The sequence below is a fragment of the Kineococcus aridisoli genome, from assembly GCF_050871885.1.
In the GTDB taxonomy this organism is placed as follows: domain Bacteria; phylum Actinomycetota; class Actinomycetes; order Actinomycetales; family Kineococcaceae; genus Kineococcus.
The window spans coordinates 1-18,701 of record NZ_JBJLSF010000010.1; the positions used below are offsets into that span (position 1 = coordinate 1).

The 18,701-nt window shown below is 76.0% G+C and carries 17 protein-coding genes and 2 riboswitches; of the genes, 12 read left to right on the top strand and 5 right to left on the bottom strand.

Annotated features, from left to right (window positions below; translation table 11 throughout):
* Positions 1-19 precede the first annotated feature (19 nt).
* A complete protein-coding gene (locus ACRYM2_RS04620) occupies positions 20-1,141 on the top strand; it encodes an NAD(P)/FAD-dependent oxidoreductase (protein WP_432520212.1) in 1,122 nt (373 codons plus the stop codon).
* A gap of 49 nt (positions 1,142-1,190) precedes the next feature.
* Here the strand turns inward: ACRYM2_RS04620 and ACRYM2_RS04625 are convergent, their stop codons facing one another.
* The 3 genes from ACRYM2_RS04625 to acs form a co-directional block, all read right to left on the bottom strand.
* A complete protein-coding gene (locus ACRYM2_RS04625; RefSeq protein ID WP_432520214.1) occupies positions 1,191-2,507 on the bottom strand; it encodes an RNA polymerase sigma factor in 1,317 nt (438 codons plus the stop codon).
* A gap of 16 nt (positions 2,508-2,523) precedes the next feature.
* Positions 2,524-2,853, bottom strand: coding sequence for a YciI family protein (locus tag ACRYM2_RS04630; protein WP_432520216.1), 330 nt, complete (start codon positions 2,851-2,853; stop codon positions 2,524-2,526).
* A 157-nt stretch (positions 2,854-3,010) separates the two neighbouring features.
* Positions 3,011-5,005, bottom strand: coding sequence for an acetate--CoA ligase (gene acs / locus ACRYM2_RS04635; protein WP_432520218.1), 1,995 nt, complete (start codon positions 5,003-5,005; stop codon positions 3,011-3,013).
* Positions 5,006-5,289: 284 nt separating this feature from the next.
* Here acs and ACRYM2_RS04640 point away from each other — a divergent pair, with 284 nt between their 5' ends.
* The 11 genes from ACRYM2_RS04640 (at position 5,290) to ACRYM2_RS04690 (ending at position 16,930) form a co-directional block, all read left to right on the top strand.
* Entirely contained in the window at positions 5,290-6,453 is a 1,164-nt protein-coding gene (locus ACRYM2_RS04640; protein WP_432520220.1) for an LLM class flavin-dependent oxidoreductase, read from the top strand.
* Complete coding sequence (locus ACRYM2_RS04645) at positions 6,450-7,805, top strand: NtaA/DmoA family FMN-dependent monooxygenase (RefSeq protein WP_432520222.1); 1,356 nt, start codon at positions 6,450-6,452, stop codon at positions 7,803-7,805. The genes ACRYM2_RS04640 and ACRYM2_RS04645 overlap by 4 nt, the downstream gene beginning before the upstream one ends.
* A gap of 8 nt (positions 7,806-7,813) precedes the next feature.
* Positions 7,814-8,611 carry a DUF1684 domain-containing protein gene (locus ACRYM2_RS04650; protein WP_432520224.1) on the top strand — a complete coding sequence of 266 codons (798 nt, stop codon included), beginning with the start codon at positions 7,814-7,816 and terminating at the stop codon, positions 8,609-8,611.
* A complete protein-coding gene (locus ACRYM2_RS04655) occupies positions 8,608-9,975 on the top strand; it encodes a SufS family cysteine desulfurase (protein WP_432520226.1) in 1,368 nt (455 codons plus the stop codon). Before ACRYM2_RS04650 ends, ACRYM2_RS04655 begins: the two co-directional genes overlap by 4 nt.
* An 18-nt stretch (positions 9,976-9,993) precedes the next feature.
* Positions 9,994-10,434 (top strand): Fe-S cluster assembly sulfur transfer protein SufU, encoded by a 441-nt coding sequence (sufU, locus tag ACRYM2_RS04660; protein ID WP_432520343.1) that lies wholly within the window; start codon positions 9,994-9,996, stop codon positions 10,432-10,434.
* A complete protein-coding gene (locus ACRYM2_RS04665) occupies positions 10,428-10,913 on the top strand; it encodes a GNAT family N-acetyltransferase (RefSeq protein WP_432520228.1) in 486 nt (161 codons plus the stop codon). The genes sufU and ACRYM2_RS04665 overlap by 7 nt, the downstream gene beginning before the upstream one ends.
* A gap of 45 nt (positions 10,914-10,958) precedes the next feature.
* Positions 10,959-11,051: riboswitch (SAM riboswitch) on the top strand.
* A 177-nt stretch (positions 11,052-11,228) separates the two neighbouring features.
* The gene (locus ACRYM2_RS04670) at positions 11,229-12,830 is read left to right on the top strand and encodes an ABC transporter substrate-binding protein (protein WP_432520230.1); all 1,602 of its coding nucleotides are present in this window, start codon (positions 11,229-11,231) and stop codon (positions 12,828-12,830) included.
* Complete coding sequence (locus ACRYM2_RS04675) at positions 12,827-13,846, top strand: ABC transporter permease (protein WP_432520232.1); 1,020 nt, start codon at positions 12,827-12,829, stop codon at positions 13,844-13,846. Before ACRYM2_RS04670 ends, ACRYM2_RS04675 begins: the two co-directional genes overlap by 4 nt.
* Positions 13,847-13,959: 113 nt before the next feature.
* The gene (locus ACRYM2_RS04680) at positions 13,960-14,772 is read left to right on the top strand and encodes an ABC transporter permease (protein WP_432520345.1); all 813 of its coding nucleotides are present in this window, start codon (positions 13,960-13,962) and stop codon (positions 14,770-14,772) included.
* Positions 14,769-16,436 carry a dipeptide ABC transporter ATP-binding protein gene (locus tag ACRYM2_RS04685; RefSeq protein WP_432520234.1) on the top strand — a complete coding sequence of 556 codons (1,668 nt, stop codon included), beginning with the start codon at positions 14,769-14,771 and terminating at the stop codon, positions 16,434-16,436. The genes ACRYM2_RS04680 and ACRYM2_RS04685 overlap by 4 nt, the downstream gene beginning before the upstream one ends.
* A complete protein-coding gene (locus ACRYM2_RS04690; RefSeq protein ID WP_432520236.1) occupies positions 16,433-16,930 on the top strand; it encodes a GNAT family N-acetyltransferase in 498 nt (165 codons plus the stop codon). The genes ACRYM2_RS04685 and ACRYM2_RS04690 overlap by 4 nt, the downstream gene beginning before the upstream one ends.
* 70 nt (positions 16,931-17,000) lie before the next feature.
* Here ACRYM2_RS04690 and ACRYM2_RS04695 read toward each other — a convergent pair whose 3' ends face one another.
* Both ACRYM2_RS04695 and ACRYM2_RS04700 read right to left on the bottom strand, forming a co-directional pair.
* Positions 17,001-17,531 carry a riboflavin kinase gene (locus ACRYM2_RS04695; RefSeq protein WP_432520238.1) on the bottom strand — a complete coding sequence of 177 codons (531 nt, stop codon included), beginning with the start codon at positions 17,529-17,531 and terminating at the stop codon, positions 17,001-17,003.
* Positions 17,493-17,604: riboswitch (SAM riboswitch) on the bottom strand. Its footprint overlaps the gene before it by 39 nt.
* Before the next feature lie 81 nt (positions 17,605-17,685).
* Positions 17,686-18,657 (bottom strand): ABC transporter substrate-binding protein, encoded by a 972-nt coding sequence (locus ACRYM2_RS04700; RefSeq protein WP_432520240.1) that lies wholly within the window; start codon positions 18,655-18,657, stop codon positions 17,686-17,688.
* Positions 18,658-18,701: the final 44 nt, after the last annotated feature.

Consider the following 18,701-nt stretch of genomic DNA (forward strand, 5'->3'; position numbering starts at 1 on the left):
GGCGGTGGAGGATGGGGGCGTGCCCACCTCCACCGCCCGGGTCGTCGTCGTCGGCGCCGGCGTCCTCGGCGCCTCCGCGGCCGCGCACCTGGCCCGCGCCGGCGCGTCGGTCGACCTCGTCACCGAGGCCGGCGTCGCCTCCGGCGCCAGCGGCCGCTCGCTGTCCTGGCTGAACTCCGCCGGTGCCCGCAGCGACGCCTACCACCTGCTGCGCACGGTCGGCATCGACCGCTGGCGCACCTTCGCCGCCCGCACCGGCCTGCACGAGGGGTTGCGCTTCGACGGCGGCCTGACGTGGGCGGCGCCGGGGGAGAGCCACCGCGAGCGGCACGCCCACGAGCTGTCCATCGGCTACGACTCGGTGTGGCTGTCGCCGCAGGAGGTCGCCGCGTGGACCCCCGGGGTGGACCCCGCCGCCGTCGCCGCCGAGGGTGCGGTCTTCAACCCCGGTGAGGGCTGGGTGGACCTGCCGCTGGCCGTGGGCGCCCTGCTGGAGCGCTTCCGGGCCGCCGGCGGGCGGCTGCGCACCGGCGTCGGCCGCGCCCGCCCCGTCGTCGAGGGCGGGCGCGTCACGGGTGTGGTGACGGGCTCGGGCGCGAGCCTGCCCGCCGACGCGGTCGTGCTGGCCACCGGCCCGCGGGCCCCGCGCGACCTCGCCGAGCTCGGCGTCGTCGTCCCCGACGGCTCCCCGGTCGCGCTGCTGCTGCGCACCCGTCCCGTCGACGTCGCGCTGCGGGCCGTGCTCAACACCCCGCGCGTCGCGGTGCGCCCGGCACCCGGCGGGAGGCTGGTGCTGGACTCCGCGTGGTCGGAGCGGGAGGTCGTCGTCCACGGCGACGGCGACCACGAGGTGCGGGAGAGCACGGTGGAGGGCCTGCTGGCGGAGGCCTCGCGGGTCCTGGCCGGCAACCCCGTGCTCGAGCTCGACGGCTTCGGCGTCGGCCCCAAGCCGATCCCCGGCGACGGCGAGCCCGTCGTCGGGCCCGTCGACGGCGTCGACGGGCTGCACGTGCTGTTCACCCACAGCGGGGCCACCCTCGGGCTCGTCCTGGGCGAGTTCACCGCGCGGGAGGTCCTCACCGGGCGGCCGAACCCGCTGCTGGCCCCCTTCCGGCCCGGCCGGTTCGCCACCGGGGCCTGAGCGGCCGCTGCGCCTGCGCCCCCGGCGGCGCCGGGCCGGTCGGGGCCGGTCAGGGGCGGGTGGTGGGCGCGGTGCGGGTGCACCGGTCGGCGAGGGCCCGCTGCCGGGCGCTCAGCGCCGCGCGCTCACCCGCACCGGGAGCCAGTCCCGCGGCGCGGGCGTAGGCGCGTTCCGCCTCCGCGAGCTGCCCCGCCGCCTCCAGCAGGTCGGCGCGGGCGGCGTGGAACAGGTGCAGCCCCTCGCCGCGGCGGACGCCGTCGAGGACCTCCAGCCCTCGCAGGGGACCGTGCGCGCGACCGGCGGCGACCGCCCACGCGATGCGCTGCGCCGGCGAGCCGGCCACCCGGTCGAGCAGGCGGTGCAGCTCGGCGATGCGCACCCAGTCGGTGTCGCCGGCCTCCCGCGGCTGGGCGTGCTCGAGGGCGATGGCCGCCTGCAGCACGTAGCGGCCCACCGGCCGGCGGCGGTGCGCCGCGTGCTGGAGCACCTCGTCGAGCAGGTGCCGCGCCTCGGCGACGGCGTCCCGGTCCCACAGCGAGCGGTCCTGCCGGTCCATGAGGACCGGTTCGCCGTCGGCGTCGAAGCGGGCCCGTTGCCGCGAGCGCTGGGCGAGCATGAGCGCCAGCAGGCCGGAGGCCTCGCAGCGCTCGGGGGCGGCGGGTTCCAGCAGGTCCCGCACCAGCCGCCCCAGCCGCACCGCCTCCGCCATGAGCTCGGCGCGCCCGGCGTCGGCGTAGCCGGTGGTGAACAGCAGGTGCACCACCGCCAGGACGCCGTCGATCCGCCCGGGCAGGTCCTGCGGGGAGGGCAGGCGGTAGGGGATGCCGGCGTGGGCGATCTTGGCGCGGGCCCGCACCAGGCGCTTGTCGATCGCCGCCTCGGTGCTCAGCAGCGAGCGGGCGATCTCCGCCGGCGTCCAGCCCAGCACCGTGCGCAGGGTCAGGGCGACCCTGGCCTGCAGCGGCAGGGCGGGGTGGGCGCAGGTCAGCACCAGCCGCAGCCGGTCGTCGCCGATCCCCGGTCCGCCGCCGCCGTCGTCGCCGTCACCGCCGTCGTCGGGTGCGAGCAGCCCGCGCTCGAGCGCCGAGCCGTAGCGCTGCGCGGTCGACTCGCGCCCGGCGGCGCGGCGCAGCAGGTCGATGCCGCGGCGGCGGGCGGTCGTCACCAGCCACCCGGCGGGGTTGGCGGGCAGGCCGTCGTGCGCCCAGGAGGTCAGGGCGCGTTCGCACGCGTCCTGCAGGGCGTCCTCGGCCACCTGCCAGTCGCCGACGGTGGCGATGACGGCGGCCACGATCCGGGCGTGGTCGGCCGCGACCACCCGCGCCAGGGTGGCCGCGACCGGCGCCGCGGCGTCCGCGGCCGGCACGGGGGACCGCACCGGCTCAGAGGGGCCAGACGGGGCGGACCTCGATGCGCCCGAAGCGCGCCATCGGGTGCGCCGCCGCGATCTCGACGGCCTCGTCCAGGTCGGCGGCCTCGACGAGGTCGAAGCCGGCGATCCACTCGCGCGTCTCCGCGAACGGCCCGTCGGTGACGAGCTTCTCCCCGCCGCGCACGCGCACGGTGGTGGCGTCCTCGACCGGGCGCAGCCGGTCGCCGGCCAGGTGCTTGCCCTGCTCCTGCAGGCTGGTGAACCACGTCTCGACGTCGTCGGACGCCTCGTCGTAGGGCTCCCCGGCGGGGTCGGTGCAGATGAACAGCACGTACTGCATGATCGCTCCTCTCGACGCGGCGCCTGCCGCCGCTCGACCAGGTGACGCACCGCGACCCGGCCGGAGGACATCCGCACCGCGGGACCGCCGCGCTCCGTGCCGACGGCGCCGCGGCGGGTCCGCCGATCCTGCCACCGCGGCGCCGCCCGGGGAGGGGTCAGCGGGAGGCGGTGTACGCGGCCCAGGCCGTCTCGACGGCGGCGAGCGCCGTCTCGTCCTGCAGCGAGGTGACGTCGCCGCCCCCGCGGCCGGCGGTCATGTCCGCCATGAGCCGGCGCATGATCTTGCCCGAGCGGGTCTTGGGCAGGTCCGGCACCACGACGACGTCGCGCGGTCGGGCGACGGGGCCGATCTGCTGCGCCACGTGGGCGCGCAGCTGGTCGGCCAGCGCGCTCTCGTGCGGGTCGTCGGCGGGGCCGCCGCCGCGGGTGATGACGAAGGCGACGATGCGCTGACCGGTCGTCTCGTCGGGAGCGCCGACGACGGCCGCCTCCGCCACCCGCGGGTGCGAGACCAGCGCGGACTCCAGCTCGATGCTGGAGAGCCGGTGCCCGGAGACGTTGAGGACGTCGTCGATGCGCCCGCCGATCCAGATGTAGCCGTCGGCGTCCTTGGTGGCCGCGTCGCCCGCCAGGTACCAGCCCTGCGCGGCGTACGGCTCCCAGTAGGACTTCACGAACCGCGCGTGGTCGCGCCACACCGTGCGCGCCATGCCCGGCCACGGGCGGGTGATGACGAGGACGCCGGTCTGGCCGGGGGCGCACTCGTCCCCGGCCTCGTCGACGACCGTGGCCGCCAGGCCGGGCAGCGGCACGGTGCCCGACCCCGGCTTCAGCGGTGTCACCCCGGGCAGCGGGGCCACGACGGCGGCGCCCGTCTCCGACTGCCACCAGGTGTCCACGATCGGGCAGCGCCCGCCGCCGACCTCCCGGTGCAGCCACGTCCACGCCTCGGGGTTGATGGCCTCGCCGACGGAACCCAGCAGCCGCAGCGAGGACAGGTCGAAGCGCGCCGGCAGTTCCGGCCCGTGCTTCATGAACGTCCGCACGAGCGTGGGCGCGGTGTAGTAGATCGTCACGCCGTACTTCTCGATGACCTCGAAGTGCCGGCCGGGGTGCGGGGTCAGCGGCGACCCCTCGTAGATCACCTGGGTGACGCCGTTGGACAGCGGCCCGTACATCTCGTAGCTGTGCGCGGTGACCCAGGCCAGGTCCGCCTGGCACCAGTAGACGTCGTCGTCCTTGACGTCGAACACCGCCCAGTGCGACCAGGAGGTGTGCGTCAGGTAGCCGCCGCTGGTGTGCACCAGCCCCTTCGGCTTCCCGGTGGTGCCGGAGGTGTAGATGATGAACAGCGGGTTCTCCGCGTCGAAGCTCGGCGCGACGTGCTCGCTGCTCTGGCGGTCCACCAGCTCGTGCCACCACACGTCGCGGCCCGCCGTCCACGGCACGTCCGGGGTCCGCTCCCCGGTGCGGCGCAGCACGAGGACGTGCTCGACGTGGTCCAGCCCCGCCACCGCGGCGTCCGCGGCGCCCTTGACGGCGACCGCCTTCCCGCGGCGGAACTGCCCGTCGGTGCAGACGAGCAGCTTGGCCTGCGTGTCCTCCACGCGGAAGCGCAGCGCCTCGGCGGAGAACCCCCCGAACACCAGGGACACGACGGCGCCGATGCGCGCGCACGCCATCGTGGTGACGATCGTCTCCGGCAGCACCGGCAGGTAGAGCACGACGCGGTCGCCGTGGCCGACGCCGAGCTCCTCGAGCGCGTTCGCGAGCCGGCAGACCTCGTCCTTCAGCTGGGCGTAGGTGATCGTGCGCGAGTCCCCGGGTTCGCCCTCCCAGTGCAGCGCGACCTTGTCGCCGCGGCCGGCGGCGACGTGGCGGTCCACGCAGTTCACCGCCACGTTGAGCCTGCCCCCGGTGAACCACTGCGCGGTCGGCAGCGTCGAGCCGTCGAAGACCGTCGTGAAGGGCTCGTCCCACTGCAGCCGCCGGGCCTGCTCGGCCCAGAACGCCTCCGGGTCGGCGGCGGCGCGCTCGTACTCCTGCGCCCCGACGTTGGCCTGCGCCGCGAACTCCGGCGGCGGCGGGAAGACGAGGTCCCCGGTGCCGTCCTGGGCGCGGTCCTCGGCGGGCGTGGGCGCGGTGCTCATGCGGATGCAGTCCTCGCAGGGCTCGGGGAGGGGCCGTGGCCGGCTTGGTCGCCAGGGTAGCCGCGCCGTACCCTCGTGCCGTGCGTGCGCGGGGAACCGAGGGCGGGCGGTCGGTCGGCCGCTCCTTCCGCGCTGTCCAGCGCCGGCACGTCGACCTGTGCCGCACCCGCTCCGCCGTCTGTCGCTGACCGGCTCGTCCGCGAGCCGCCGCCGCCGGGGCTCCCCGGCGTCCCCGGGTGCCCGATCGGGCACCCGGCAGGTCACGACAGCCCCCAGGGGGTCGCATGTCCCGCACCACCGTGCCCAGCAGTCCCTCCCGCCCGCTGCGCCTGGGCGTCGAGCTCGACGGCGCCGGCCGCCACCCCGCCGCCTGGCGGCTGCCCGGTGCCCGCCCCGCGGAGCTGTTCACCGCCGCGCACTGGCGGCGCCTGGCAGCGACCGCCGACGCGGCGGACCTGGACCTGCTCGTCGTCCCGGACTCCTTCCGCCTCGGCTCGCCCGAGGAGCACGACCAGCGCGGCCGCCTCGACGCCGTCGCCGTCGCCGCCCACCTCGCGCCGCTGACGGCCCGCACCGGCCTGGTGCCGGTGGTCACCACCACGCACACCGAGCCGTTCCACACGAACAAGGCGATCGCCACCCTGGACTTCACCAGCCTCGGCCGCGCCGGCTGGCAGGTGGAGGTCTCCACCACGGCCGAGGAGGCCGACGCCTTCGGCCGCGAGGGCGTCCAGGAGACCGCCGAGCTGTGGCAGGAGGCCGCCGAGACGGTCGACGTCGTGCGCCGGCTGTGGGACAGCTGGGAGGACGACGCCGTCGTGCGCGACCTCGCCACGGGCCGCTACGTGGACCGCGACAAGCTGCACCACGTCGACTTCCGGGGCGGGCGCTTCTCCGTCAAGGGCCCCTCGATCACCCCGCGGTCCCCCCAGGGGCAGCCGCTGGTCGTCGTCCCCGTGCGCGACGAGGCCTCGCTGGCGGTGGCCGCCGCGCACGCCGACGTCGCCCGCGTGCAGGCGCCGGACGGGGCGAGCGCCGCCGAGCGGGCCCGGCAGCTGCGCGCGGCCGCCGGGCGCGACCTGCTCGTGCTGCTCGACGTGGAGGTCCTGCTGCGCCCCGACGCGGCCGCGGCGGTGGACCTCGCGGCCCGCCTGGAGGAGCTGAGCCCCGGGCACCCGCCGCGCGGTCTGCGCCACCTGGGGACGCCGGACTCCCTCGCGCGGGCGCTGGAGGAGCTGCCCGACGGCCTCGACGGCGCCGTCCTCGCCCCGCTGGACCTGCCGGCCACCCTCGAGCAGCTCGCCCGCGACGTCGTCCCGCGGCTGCGCGCGCGGGGGCTGCGCCCGCCCGCGCCGCCCGCCGGGGCCGCCGGCACGCTGCGCGAGCGCTTCGGCCTGCCCCGCCCCACCAGCCGCTACGCCCGACCCGTCGCGGGAGGAACCCGATGAGCCGCCGCATCCACCTCGGCGCCCACTTCCCGGGCGTCAACGCCACCACCGTCTGGCGCGACCCCCGCGCCGGCAGCCAGGTCGACTTCTCCTCCTTCACCCACCTGGCCCGCACCGCCGAGCGCGGGCTCATGGACTTCTTCTTCCTCGCCGAGGGGCTGCGGCTGCGCGAGCAGCGCGGGCAGATCTACGACCTGGACGTCGTCGGGCGCCCGGACACCCTGACCGTGCTGAACTCGCTGGCGGCGGTGACGACCCACCTGGGACTGGCCGGGACGATCAACGCCACGTTCAACGAGCCCTACGAGCTGGCCAGGCAGTTCGCCTCGCTGGACCACCTGTCCGGCGGGCGGGCGGCGTGGAACGTCGTCACCAGCTCCGACGCCTTCACGGGCGAGAACTTCCGCCGCGGCGGCTACCTGGCCCACTCCGAGCGCTACGCGCGCGCCCGCGAGGTCGTCGACGTGACCCGGGAGTTCTGGGACTCCTGGTCCCGGGACGCGCTGGTGGCCGACCCCGAGCGCGGCGTGTTCGCCTCCAGCGCCGGGATCGGGACCGTCGCGCACACCGGCCCGCAGTTCGACGTCCGCGCCCCCGGGCTGCTGCCGCGCAGCCCCCAGGGGCACCCGGTCCTCTTCCAGGCCGGGGACTCCGACGAGGGCCGCCAGTTCGGCGCCACGTACGCCGACGCCATCTTCACGATGCACGGCAGCCTGGAGGCCGGGCAGCGCTTCACCGCCGACATGCGCTCGCGGGCGGTGCGCGCCGGGCGTTCCGGCGACGACTTGAGGATCCTGCCCGGTGCGACGTTCGTCCTCGGCGACACCCCCGAGCAGGCGCGCGAGCGGGCGTACGAGATCCGCCTGCAGCAGGTCGGGCCGGAGCAGGCGGTGGCGTTCCTGGAACAGGTGTGGGGCCGCGACCTCACCGGTCTGGACCCCGACGGCCCGCTGCCGGAGTTCGACCCGGACCCGGCCTCCACCATCGTCCAGGGGCGGGTCAAGCACGCCAAGGACCCCGTCGCGGTGGCCCGCGGCTACCGCGAGCTCGCGCAGGCGCGGGGCTTCAGCGTCCGCGAGCTCGTCATCGAGGTCTCCGGCCGGCAGCAGTTCGTGGGCACCCCCGAGCAGGTCGCGCAGGAGATGGACGAGTACGTGCAGGCCGACGCCTGCGACGGGTTCATCCTCGTGCCCAGCCTCACCCCGACCGGTCTGGACGAGTTCGTCGACCGCGTCGTCCCGCTGCTGCAGGAGCGCGGCAGCTACCGCACCGCCTACAGCGGCAGCACCCTGCGCGACCACCTCGGCCTGCGCCACCCGCACCAGCACACCGCCCACCGCGCCACCGCCTGAGGAGCCCCGTGACCGCCACCACGCTCGACACCGCCGCAGCCCGCAGCCGCTGGGAGGACTGGCGCGCCCGGCGCACCGCCGAGCTGAGCCGTCCGCACGGCTGGCTCAGCCTCACCGGCCTGCACTGGCTGGACACCGAGCCGGCCGCCGTCGCCGACCTGCCCGGTCGCTGGGCATCGGCCGAGGGCGGGGTGCGGGTGCTGGCCGGCGCCGCCGACGGCCTGGTCGCCGACGGCGCCGCCGTCGACGGCGAGCTGTTCGTCCCCACCCCCGAGGGGGCGCCGGGAACCCTGCTCGAGGTCGGCGAGCGACGCGTCGAGGTCATGCAGCGCAGCGGGTTGCACGCGCTGCGGGTGCGCGACCCGCACGCGCCGGCGCTGGCCGCGTTCACGGGCGTGCCGGTGTTCGACTTCGACGAGCGCTGGGTCCTGGAGGCCACGTTCACCCCGTTCGAGCAGGTCCGCGACGTCGTCGTCGACGCCGTGGTGGAGGGGTTGCGGCACCACCAGGCCGGTGTCGGCACGATCCGCTTCGAGGTCGACGGGCAGCCGCAGGAACTGCTCGCCTACGGCGCCGCCGACGGGCTGACCGTCCAGTTCACCGACGCCACCAGCGGGGTCAGCACGACCGGCACGACCCGCTCGCTGAGCGTCGACGCGCCCGGCGCCGACGGCCGCCTCGTGCTGGACCTCAACCGCACCCAGAACCTGCCGTGCGCGTTCACCGACCACGCCACCTGCCCGCTGCCGCCGGCGGAGAACCGGCTGCGGATCGCCGTGGACGCCGGCGAGAAGGACCCCCGGTGACCACCGGCACGACGAGCGGGACGAGCGCGGCGAGCACGACCGGCGGGTCGGCGGCCGCGCCGTTCGACGAGGCGGAACTGGCCGCGCTGCGCGCCGACTTCCCGATCCTGGCCCGCACGACGCGCTCGGGCAGGCCGCTGGTGTACCTGGACTCCGGGGCGACCTCGCAGAAGCCGCTGGCCGTCCTCGACGCCGAGCGGCGCTTCTACGCCCAGCACAACGCGGCCGTGCACCGCGGCGCGCACCAGCTGGCCGAGGAGGCCACCGACGCCTTCGAGGCCGCCCGCGCCGCGGTCGCCGCGTTCGTGGGGGCGCCGGCGCAGGAGGTGGTGTTCACCAAGAACGCCACCGAGTCGCTGAACCTCGTCGCGCACGCCTTCAGCACCTCGACGGCCTACGCCCAGCGCGGGTCGGCGCCGGACGGCCAGCGCGTCGACCCGCGGTTCGTCCTCGCCGAGGGCGACGAGGTCCTCGTCACCGAGGCCGAGCACCACGCGAACCTCGTGCCGTGGCAGGAGCTGTGCGCGCGCACCGGTGCGGTGCTGCGCTGGGTCGGGGTCACCGACGAGGGGGTGCTCGACGCCGACGCGCTCGACCGGGCGGTCACCGGGCGGACCCGGGTGGTGGCGTTCGCGCACGCCTCCAACGTCCTGGGCGCCGTCGCCGACGTCCCCCGCTTCGTCGCCGCCGCCCGCCGGGTGGGCGCGCTCACCGTCCTGGACGCCTGCCAGTCGGTGCCGCACCTGGGGGTGGACCTGCCCGCCCTCGGCGTCGACCTCGCCGCGTTCTCCGGCCACAAGGCGCTCGGGCCCTCGGGCGTCGGGGTCCTGTGGGGGCGTGCGGAGCTGCTGGAGGCGATGCCGCCGTTCCTGACCGGCGGCTCGATGATCGAGCTGGTCCGCATGGAGCGCTCCACCTACGCGCCGGCGCCGCAGAAGTTCGAGGCCGGCGTGCCGATGGCCGCGCAGGCCGTGGGCCTGCACGCCGCGGTGGACTACCTGCGCGCCCTGGCCCCCGGCGGGCGCGGCATCGAGCGCGTCGAGGCCCACGAGCGCGCGCTGACGGAGCTGCTGCTGGGGCGCCTCGGCGAGCTGCCGTGGGTGCGGGTGGTCGGACCGGCCGCGGCCGCGGACCGGGTCGGCCTGGTCTCCTTCGTCGTCGACGGCGTGCACGCCCACGACGTCGGGCAGCTGCTCGACGACGAGGGCGTGGCCGTGCGGGTGGGCCACCACTGCGCCTGGCCGCTGCACCGCCGCCTCGGCGCCGCGGCCACCACCCGGGTGAGCTTCGGCCCGTACAACCAGCCCTCCGACGTGGACGCCGTCCTGCGCGGCCTGCACCGCGCGCACGAGCTGTTCGCCTGACGAGGGCCGCGTGAGAGCCTGGGCGCCGTGGACCTGTACCAGCAGCTGATCATCGAGCACTCCAAGCGGCCGCACGGCAGCGGGCTGCGGGAACCCTTCGGCGCCCAGGTCCACCACGTGAACCCCACCTGCGGCGACGAGGTGACGCTGCGGGTGGACCTGGCCGAGGACGGCACGGTGCGCGACGTGTCCTACGACGCGGAGGGCTGCTCGATCAGCCGCGCCTCGGCGTCCGTCCTGCACGACCTCGTCGTCGGCCGCCCGCTGGAGCAGGTGCAGCGCACCCGCGAGGCGATGCACGGGATGCTCACCAGCAAGGGCGCGGACGCGGGCGACGAGGACGTGCTCGGCGACGGGGTCGCCCTCGCCGGGGTGTCCAGGTACCCGGCCCGGGTCAAGTGCGCGCTGCTGAGCTGGAGCGCCCTGGCCGACGCGGTCCTGCGGGTGCGCCCGTGCTGATCCGCGCGTTCGCCGACGCGGACTGGCAGCAGGTGTGGCCGTTCTTCGACGAGGTCGTCGCCGAGGAGGAGGTGTTCGCCCTCCCGCGCGGGCTGACCTCCGAGCGCGCCCTGCGGGCGTGGGTGGGACCTCCGCCCGGGTGCACGGTCGTCGCGGTCGAGGACGAGCGGGTCCTGGGCACGGCGAGGGCCGCGCCGAACCTGCCCGGTCCGGGTGCGCACGTGGCGACGGCCGGCGTCGTGGTCGCCCCGCACGCCCGCGGCCGCGGCGTCGGCCGCGCGCTGGCCGAGCACGTGCTGGCGCTCTCGCGCGAGCAGGGTTTCCTCGCGGTGCAGGTCGACGCCGTCGTCGAGACGAACGCGCCGGCCGTCGCGCTGGGGAAGGCGCTGGGGTTCTCCATCGTGGGGACCGTCCCGGAGGCGTTCGAGCACCCGGTGCACGGCCTGGTGGGCCTGCACGTGATGCACCGGAGGTTGTGAGCGGGTTGAGCGCGGGCACCCGGTGTGCGTATGCTCGCTGGGAGAACACCATCCAGAGCGGCTGAGAGACCTGGCTCGGCGACGTCGCAGCAACCCCCCGGCAACGGGCGCGGGTGCTTCCGCCAGGACCGATGGAGGAGAACCGTGAGCGCGAAGTCCCACGTGCCGATCCTGCGGCGGGTCGTCGACCTGTGCCGCACCTGCTCCACCGGCTGTCGCTGACCACGAGCACCACCCCCCACCGGGCCCGTGGCCCGGTGCGCTGCGGCCTGCGCTCGTGCGGTCGCGGTCCCCCTCAGCCCTCCTGGAGCCCCCTTGCGCACCCGCACGCCCCTGCTCGCCGCCCCCGCCCTGCTCGCGCTGTTCACCGCCGCCGCCTGCGGCGGGGGCGGTGGGGGTTCCGAGCCCGCCGCCGGCGACGGCACCCCGGTCCGCGGCGGGAACCTCCGGTTCGCCATCTCGGTCGACTCCGGCTGCATCGACCCCCAGCAGGTCGGCAACAACGACGCGCTGAACATCGGCCGGCAGCTGGTGGACTCCCTGACGGTGCAGAGCCCCGAGGACGGTTCCGTCCAGCCGTGGCTGGCGCAGTCGTGGGAGGTCAGCCCGGACGCCACGACGTTCACCTTCCACCTGCGCACCGGCGCCACGTTCAGCGACGGCACCCCCGTCGACGCGGCGGCCGTCAAGGCCAACCTCGACGGGATCGTCGCCCTGGGCGCCAAGGCCTCCCTCGGCTCGACCTACCTGGCCGGCTACACCGGCACCTCGACGCCGGACGCGCAGACCGCCGTCGTGACCTTCGAGCGGCCCAGCGCGCAGTTCCTGCAGGCGACGTCGACGATGAGCCTGGGGCTGGTGTCGCCCGCCACCACCACCGCCGATCCCGCCGCCCGCTGCGACGGCAGCGCGCTGGTGGGTTCCGGGCCGTTCACCGTCGGGTCCTACACCAAGGACAGCGAGGTGGTGCTGGACAAGCGCACCGGGTACGACTGGGGTCCCACCGGTTCCCGGCACACCGGCGAGGCGTACCTGGACACCATCACCTACCAGGTCGTGCCCGAGTCCAGCGTCCGCACCGGCTCGCTGCTCTCGCGGCAGATCGACGCGACCGCGGGGATCGCCGCGCAGGACCTGCCGCAGTTCGACGGCGACGGCTTCTGGACGCAGCGCCGCGCCAACCCGGGGATCCCGTACAACTTCTTCCCCAACTCCTCCCGGCCGCTGTTCTCCGACGTGCGGGTGCGCCAGGCGCTGTCCAGGGCGATCGACCGCGAGCAGCTCGCCGCCATCCTCAACCCCGGCGACGTGGCGGTCACCTCGGCGCTGTCGGCCTCCACGCCCTCGGCCCCCGACGACGCCGACCTGCTGGTGCACGACCCCGAGGGCGCGGCGGCGCTGCTCGACGAGGCCGGCTGGAGCGAGGGCGCGGACGGGATCCGCACCAAGGACGGGCAGCGCCTGACGTTCACCGTGACGTTCTGGCAGCCCGTCTCGGCGGTGCTCGAGCTCGTGCAGCAGCAGCTGCGCGAGGTCGGTGTCGACCTGCAGCTCAAGCAGGCCACCGTCGCCGAGACGAACGCCGTGCAGGAGTCCGGCGACTACGACGTGCTGTTCTACAACCTCACCCGCTCCGACCCGGACGTGCTGCGCACCGTGTTCGCGCAGAGCGCCCGCAACGTCGCCCAGCGCCCGCGCGGCGCCGTCGACGACGCGCTGGACCAGCAGGCCGCGACGCTGGACGCCGCGCAGCGCTCCGAGCTCGTGGCGCAGGCCTCCCGGCAGCTGCTGACCGAGGCGCACTCGGTCCCGCTCGTCGAGCTGTCGACCGTCATCGCCGCGCGCGAGCAGGTCCACGACCTGCAGTTCGAGGGTTCCTCCCGGTTGTGGTTCTACGACGCCTGGATCCAGGCGTGAGCAGCACCCTCGCCGGGTACCTCGCGCGCCGGGTCGGGCAGGCGGTCCTCGTCCTGTGGGCCGCGTTCACGGTGACGTTCGTCATCCTCTACCTGCTGCCCAGCGACCCCGTCGCGGTGATGCTGGGCGGCGGGCAGGGCGAGCAGGTCGACGTCGACCCCGCGCAGCTGGCCGCGCTGCGCGCCGAGCACGGCCTCGACGACCCGCTGCCCGTGCAGTACGCCGGCGCGCTGTGGCGCACGCTGCACCTGGACCTGGGCACCTCGATCTCCAACGGCGCCCCCGTCACCCGGCTCATCGGCGACGCGCTGCCGCAGACCGCCCTGCTGGCCGCCGCGGCGTTCGCCCTGGCCCTGGTGCTGGGGGTCGGCACCGCGCTGGCCAGCACCTGGGCGCGGTGGGGCTGGGTGCGCAGCCTGCTGCTGGCGCTGCCCCCGCTGGGGGTCTCGCTGCCGACGTTCTGGGTCGGCCTGCTGCTGGTCCAGCTGCTGTCCTTCCGCCTGCCGCTCTTCCCCGCGCTGGGCAACGAGGGCGCCGCCAGCCTCGTGCTGCCGGCGGTGACGCTGGCCGTGCCGGTGTCGGCCTCGATCGCCCAGGTGCTCGCCCGCGGGCTGCGCACCGCCCTCGCCGAGCCCTACGTGGAGACGGCCCGCGCCAAGGGCGCCTCCCGGGCGCGCGTGCACCTGCGCCACGCGCTGCGCAACGCGACGATCCCCGCGCTGACGATCGCCGGCGTCGTCGTCGGCAACCTGCTCGCGGGCGCCGTGGTCGTCGAGACCGTCTTCTCCCGCGTGGGCATCGGCCGGCTGACGGTCACGGCCGTCAACGGCCAGGACATCCCGCTGGTGCAGGGGCTCGTGCTCCTGGCGGCGGCGGTGTTCGTGGCGACCAACCTCCTCGTCGACCTGCTCTACCCGGTCGTCGACCCGCGCATCCGCCTGCTCGGCGGCGCCCGCGCCTCCGCGCGGCGCACCGCGCGCGCCACCGCCCGTCCCGTCGTGGGGAGCACCTCGTGAGCAGCACCTCCCGCCCCGCCCCGCCGGAGTCGGTCCTCGACGTGCTGGAGATCGAGGAGCGCTACCGCCGCCAGGCCGGCGCGCTCGGCGCCCGGCGCGCGCGTCGCCGGGGGGTGCGCGTGCCGGCGTGGGCCCGCCGCCCGGACCTGCTGCTCGCGGTCGCCGTCGTCGCGCTGGTCCTGGCCTGGGCGCTGGTGCCCTCGGTGTTCACCGCGCAGAGCGCGATCGACGGCGTGCCCGCCGACCGCCTGCAGGCGCCCTCGGCGGCGCACCCGTTCGGCACCGACCACCTGGGCCGGGACCTGTTCGCCCGCGTCGTCCACGGCTCGCGGCTGACGCTGCAGGCCACGGTGCTCGCGGTGCTCATCGGGCTGGTCGTCGGTTCCGCGATCGGCCTGGTCGCCGGTTTCGTGCGCGGGCTCGTCGACGACGTCGCCATGCGCGTCGTGGACGTCCTGCTGTCCATCCCCGCGCTGCTGCTGTCGATGGCGCTCATCACGGCGCTGGGCTTCGGCACGGTGGAGGTGGCGGTCGCCGTCGGCATCGGCACCGTCGCGAACTTCGCCCGGGTGATGCGCTCGGAGGTCCTCAAGGTCGGCGCGGCCGTCTACGTGGAGGCCGCCCGGGCCGGCGGGGTGCGCACCAGCGCCGTGCTGCTGCGCCACGTCCTGCCCAACGCCGCCGGTCCCGTGCTGGCGCTGTCGGCCCTGGAGTTCGGCATCGCCGTGCTGGCCGTCTCCGCGCTGAGCTTCCTCGGCTTCGGCGCCCCGCCGCCCGCCCCCGAGTGGGGCTCGCTCGTCTCCGGCGGGCGCGACTACCTGGCCACCGCCTGGTGGCTGACCACCCTGCCGGGCCTCGTGGTCGCCGCCGTCGTGCTGTCGGCCAACCGCATCGCCCGCGCCCTGGAGCGGAGGACCGCCGCGTGAGCACCCCCCTGCTGCAGGTGAGCGACCTGCGCATCTCCTACGGCTCCGGCGACCGCCGGCGCGAGGTCGTGCGCGGCGTCTCCTTCGAGGTGCACCCCGGCGAGGTCGTCGCCGTCGTCGGCGAGTCCGGATCGGGCAAGAGCACCACCGCCCACGCCGTCGTCGGCCTGCTGCCCGCCTCCGGGACCGTGGACGGCGGGTCGGTGCGGCTGGAGGGCGAGGAGCTCGTCGGGCTGTCCGAGAAGGCGTGGCGCTCGGTGCGCGGAGCGCGCATCGGCCTGGTGCCCCAGGACCCCACGCTGTCGCTGAACCCCGTCAAGCGCATCGGCGAGCAGGTGGCCGAGGCGCTCGTGGTGCACGGGCTGGCCAGGGGCGCGGCGGCGCGCGCCCGGGCCGTGGAACTGCTCACCGCGGCCGGCCTGCCCGACGCCGGCGTGCGCGCCCGGCAGTACCCGGCCGAGCTGTCCGGGGGGATGCGCCAGCGCGTCCTCATCGCCGTCGGCCTCGCGGCCGGGCCCCGGCTGCTGGTGGCCGACGAGCCCACGAGCGCCCTCGACGTGACGGTGCAGCGCCAGGTCCTGGACCACCTGGAGCACCTGCGGCGCGAGAGCGGCACGGCGGTGCTGCTCATCACCCACGACCTCGCGGTGGCCGCCGACCGGGCCTCGCGGGTGGTGGTGGTGTCGCAGGGGCGCGTCGTGGAGACGGGCAGCGCGCGGCAGGTGCTCACCGCACCCCGCCACCCCTACACGGCCTCGCTGGTCGCCAGCGCACCCAGCCTGTCCAGCGCCCGCGTCACCGCCGTCCCGCGCCCCCTCCCGCGCGCCGCGGCGGGCGCCCCGGCGGTCCCGGCAGCGGTGGGACGCGCGGCGGCGGAACCCCTCGTGGAGGTCCGCTCGCTGGTCAAGGAGTTCGCCCTGCCCGGGCGCGGCCGCACCCAGCGCGCCGTGGACGGCGTCAGCTTCTCCATCGGGCGGGGGGAGACCGTCGGCCTGGTCGGCGAGTCCGGGTCCGGCAAGACGACCACGGCCCGCCTGGTCCTCGGCCTGGAACGCCCCACCTCCGGGCAGGTGCTCGTCGACGGCCGGGACACCACCGGTCTGCGCGGGCGCGCCTGGCGCGAGCTGCGCCGCCGGATGCAGCTGGTCTACCAGAACCCCTACGCCTCCCTGGACCCCCGGCTGGCCGTCGGCGAGACCGTCGCCGAACCCCTGCGCGCCTTCGGCGTCGGCGACCGCACGAGCCGCCGGCGGCGCGCGGCCGAGCTGCTGGAGAAGGTGCAGCTGCCGGCGGACGTGCTCGAGCGCCGTCCCGCGGAGCTGTCCGGCGGGCAGCGCCAGCGGGTCGCGATCGCGCGGGCGCTGGCGCTGGACCCCGAGCTCGTCGTCTGCGACGAACCGGTGTCCGCGCTCGACGTCTCCGTCCAGGCGCGCATCCTGGAACTGCTGGTGCAGCTGCAGGCCGACCAGGGCCTGAGCTACCTGTTCATCTCCCACGACCTCGCCGTCGTGCGCCAGGTCAGCGACCGGGTGGGGGTGATGCGCCACGGCGAGCTGGTGGAACTGGCGCCCACCGCCGAGGTGTTCACCCGCCCGCGGCACCCGTACACCGTCGAGCTGCTCGAGGCCGTCCCCGGCCGCCGGGCGATGGAGGAGGCGCGGTGACCGCGGAACCCGGCGAACTGGTGGTCCAGGTGGTCCCGGTGCACGACGACCTCGCCCGGCCGCTGTTCGACGACCTCGCCCGCGAGTACGGCACCCGCTACGGCGGAACCCCCGAGCAGGTGCGCCAGGAGCTCGAACGCTTCCCCGCCGGCGAGTTCGAGCCGCCGCACGGCGTGCTCCTGCTGCTGCTGGAGGAGGGGGGTGCCGTCGCCGGCGGCGCCTACCGCCGCTACGACGAGCGCACGGCGGAGCTCAAGCGCATCTGGACCCACCCCGCGCACCGCCGCCGCGGGCTGGGCCGGCGGGTGCTGGCCGAGCTGGAGGAGCGCGCCACCCGCGCCGGGTACTCCCGCCTGCACCTGACGACCGGCCCGCGCCAGCCGGAGGCGCGCACGCTGTACCTGCGCTGCGGCTACCGTCCGCTGTTCGACCTGGACGCCGACCCGCAGACCATCGGGCCGCTGGCCTTCGAGAAGGACCTGCCCGGCACCTGAGACGACGACGGGGCGGGTGGAGGGGAACCCCTCCACCCGCCCCGTCGTCGTCGGAGCGGTCCCGCCCGGCTCAGCCCGCGAGCGGTCGCGCGGCCTCCGCGGCCCAGGCGCGGGTGGCCTCGACGTCGCGGTGCATCTGCTCCACGAGCTCCTCGGACCCCGAGAACGCCAGCTGCGGGCGCAGGTGCCGGTGCAGCAGCACGAGCACCTCGCGGCCGTAGAGGTCGGCGCTGACGTCGAGCAGGTGCGCCTCCAGCAGGCGCACCCCGTCGGCGGCGTAGTACGTCGGCCGCCGCCCCACCGAGACCGCGGCCACGTGCACCGGGCCGTCGAGGGCGGGGTCCACCTGCACCGTGCCCGCCCACACCCCGTCGAGCAGGTGCTCGTCCTCGTCGGGCAGCGACAGGTTCGCGGTCGGGAAGCCGAGGGTGCGCCCCCGGGCGTCCCCGTGCTCCACCGTCCCGCGCACCTCGAGGACGAGACCGTCCCCCGCCGGCCGGGGCACCGGGATCCGCAGCTGCATGTCGAAGCTCCTCCACGTCGTCGGCAGGCGCCGGGCGGCGCCCACGCCTTGCCCGCGGCCTTCCGCGGACCTGGTCATCACCCGGGGCACCCCACGCACGGGAGAGGGTTGCCGGCCGACCAGCCGGGGCTTCGCGTCGGCGCTCGTGACCTGCTCCCAGGGTCCCACGCCCCCGTGAGGCGGTCAACGCGGTCACCGGCGGGGGTGTTCCCCCGCCGGTGACCGCGGGCGCTCAGCCGGCCTTCGGCAGCCCGGGCGGGTTGACCTCGGAGACCGGGACCGCCTCGTCGGCGAGGTTCCAGCGCTCCAGGGTGCTCGCGTAGGCGCCGGTCCCGATGAGGTGGTTCAGGGCGTCCGCCAGCGCCTGCACGAGGCCGTTGCCCTTCTGCGTCGTGGCGGCGATGTCGGCCTGCACCGTGCCGCCGCCGGGCACCAGGCCCACGACCTTCGTGTCCCCGGCGACGAGCGCGTGGTAGGCGGCGGTGGGGTTGGGTCCGAAGGCGGCCTGGATGCGGCCGGACCGCAGCGCCAGGTAGGTGTCGGAGGCCTGCTGGTAGTACTGGACGGTGACCGGTTCCCGGCCGGCGGCCCTGTTCTGCGCGTCCCAGTCGAGCAGCACCTTCTCCTGGTTGGTGCCCGAGCCGACCGACACCGTCAGGCCCGCGACGTCCGCCGGCCCGTCGATCGCCGTGATCCGCGAGTCCTGCGGCACCTCCCAGGCCAGCGTGTCCACGCGGTAGGAGGCGAAGTCGTACTTCTCCTTGCGCTCCTCGGTGACCGTGATGTTGGAGAACCCGACGTCGTACTGGCCGGACTCCATCGACAGGAAGAGGTTCTCCCACGACGTCGTGCGCACGTCGGGTTCGAGGTCGAGCACCTGCGCGACGAGCAGGGCGATGTCGGGTTCGACGCCGATGACGGTCTCGTCGTCGTCGGCGCGGAAGCTCAGCGGCGGGTTGCCGCTGCCGGTGGTCCCGATGACGAGCGTGCCGCGCTCGCGGATCTCCTGCGGCACCTTCGCGGCGATCTCCGGGACCGCCTCGACGGTCAGCCGGCCGGCCTGCTCGGGGCTGGTGTCCACCCCGCCGGAGGCCGCGGGCGTGGCGGCGGGGGCGGCGGCCGGGTCGGCCGACGCGCCGCTGCAGGCGGACAGCAGGGCGGGGGCGGCGGCGAGCGACACGAGCCAGGTCCTGCGGGTGATCACGGGGTCTCCTCGGGGGTCGGGCCTGCCGAGGGCAGGCCGGAGGG

What these genes read in the sequence shown, in the direction of transcription:
- ACRYM2_RS04630 (WP_432520216.1), bottom strand. Translation starts at nt 2,853, where the DNA reads ATGCAGTACGTGCTGTTCATCTGCACCGACCCCGCCGGGGAGCCCTAC.
- acs (WP_432520218.1), bottom strand. Translation starts at nt 5,005, where the DNA reads ATGAGCACCGCGCCCACGCCCGCCGAGGACCGCGCCCAGGACGGCACC.
- ACRYM2_RS04640 (WP_432520220.1), top strand. Translation starts at nt 5,290, where the DNA reads ATGTCCCGCACCACCGTGCCCAGCAGTCCCTCCCGCCCGCTGCGCCTG.
- ACRYM2_RS04645 (WP_432520222.1), top strand. Translation starts at nt 6,450, where the DNA reads ATGAGCCGCCGCATCCACCTCGGCGCCCACTTCCCGGGCGTCAACGCC.
- ACRYM2_RS04695 (WP_432520238.1), bottom strand. Translation starts at nt 17,531, where the DNA reads ATGACCAGGTCCGCGGAAGGCCGCGGGCAAGGCGTGGGCGCCGCCCGG.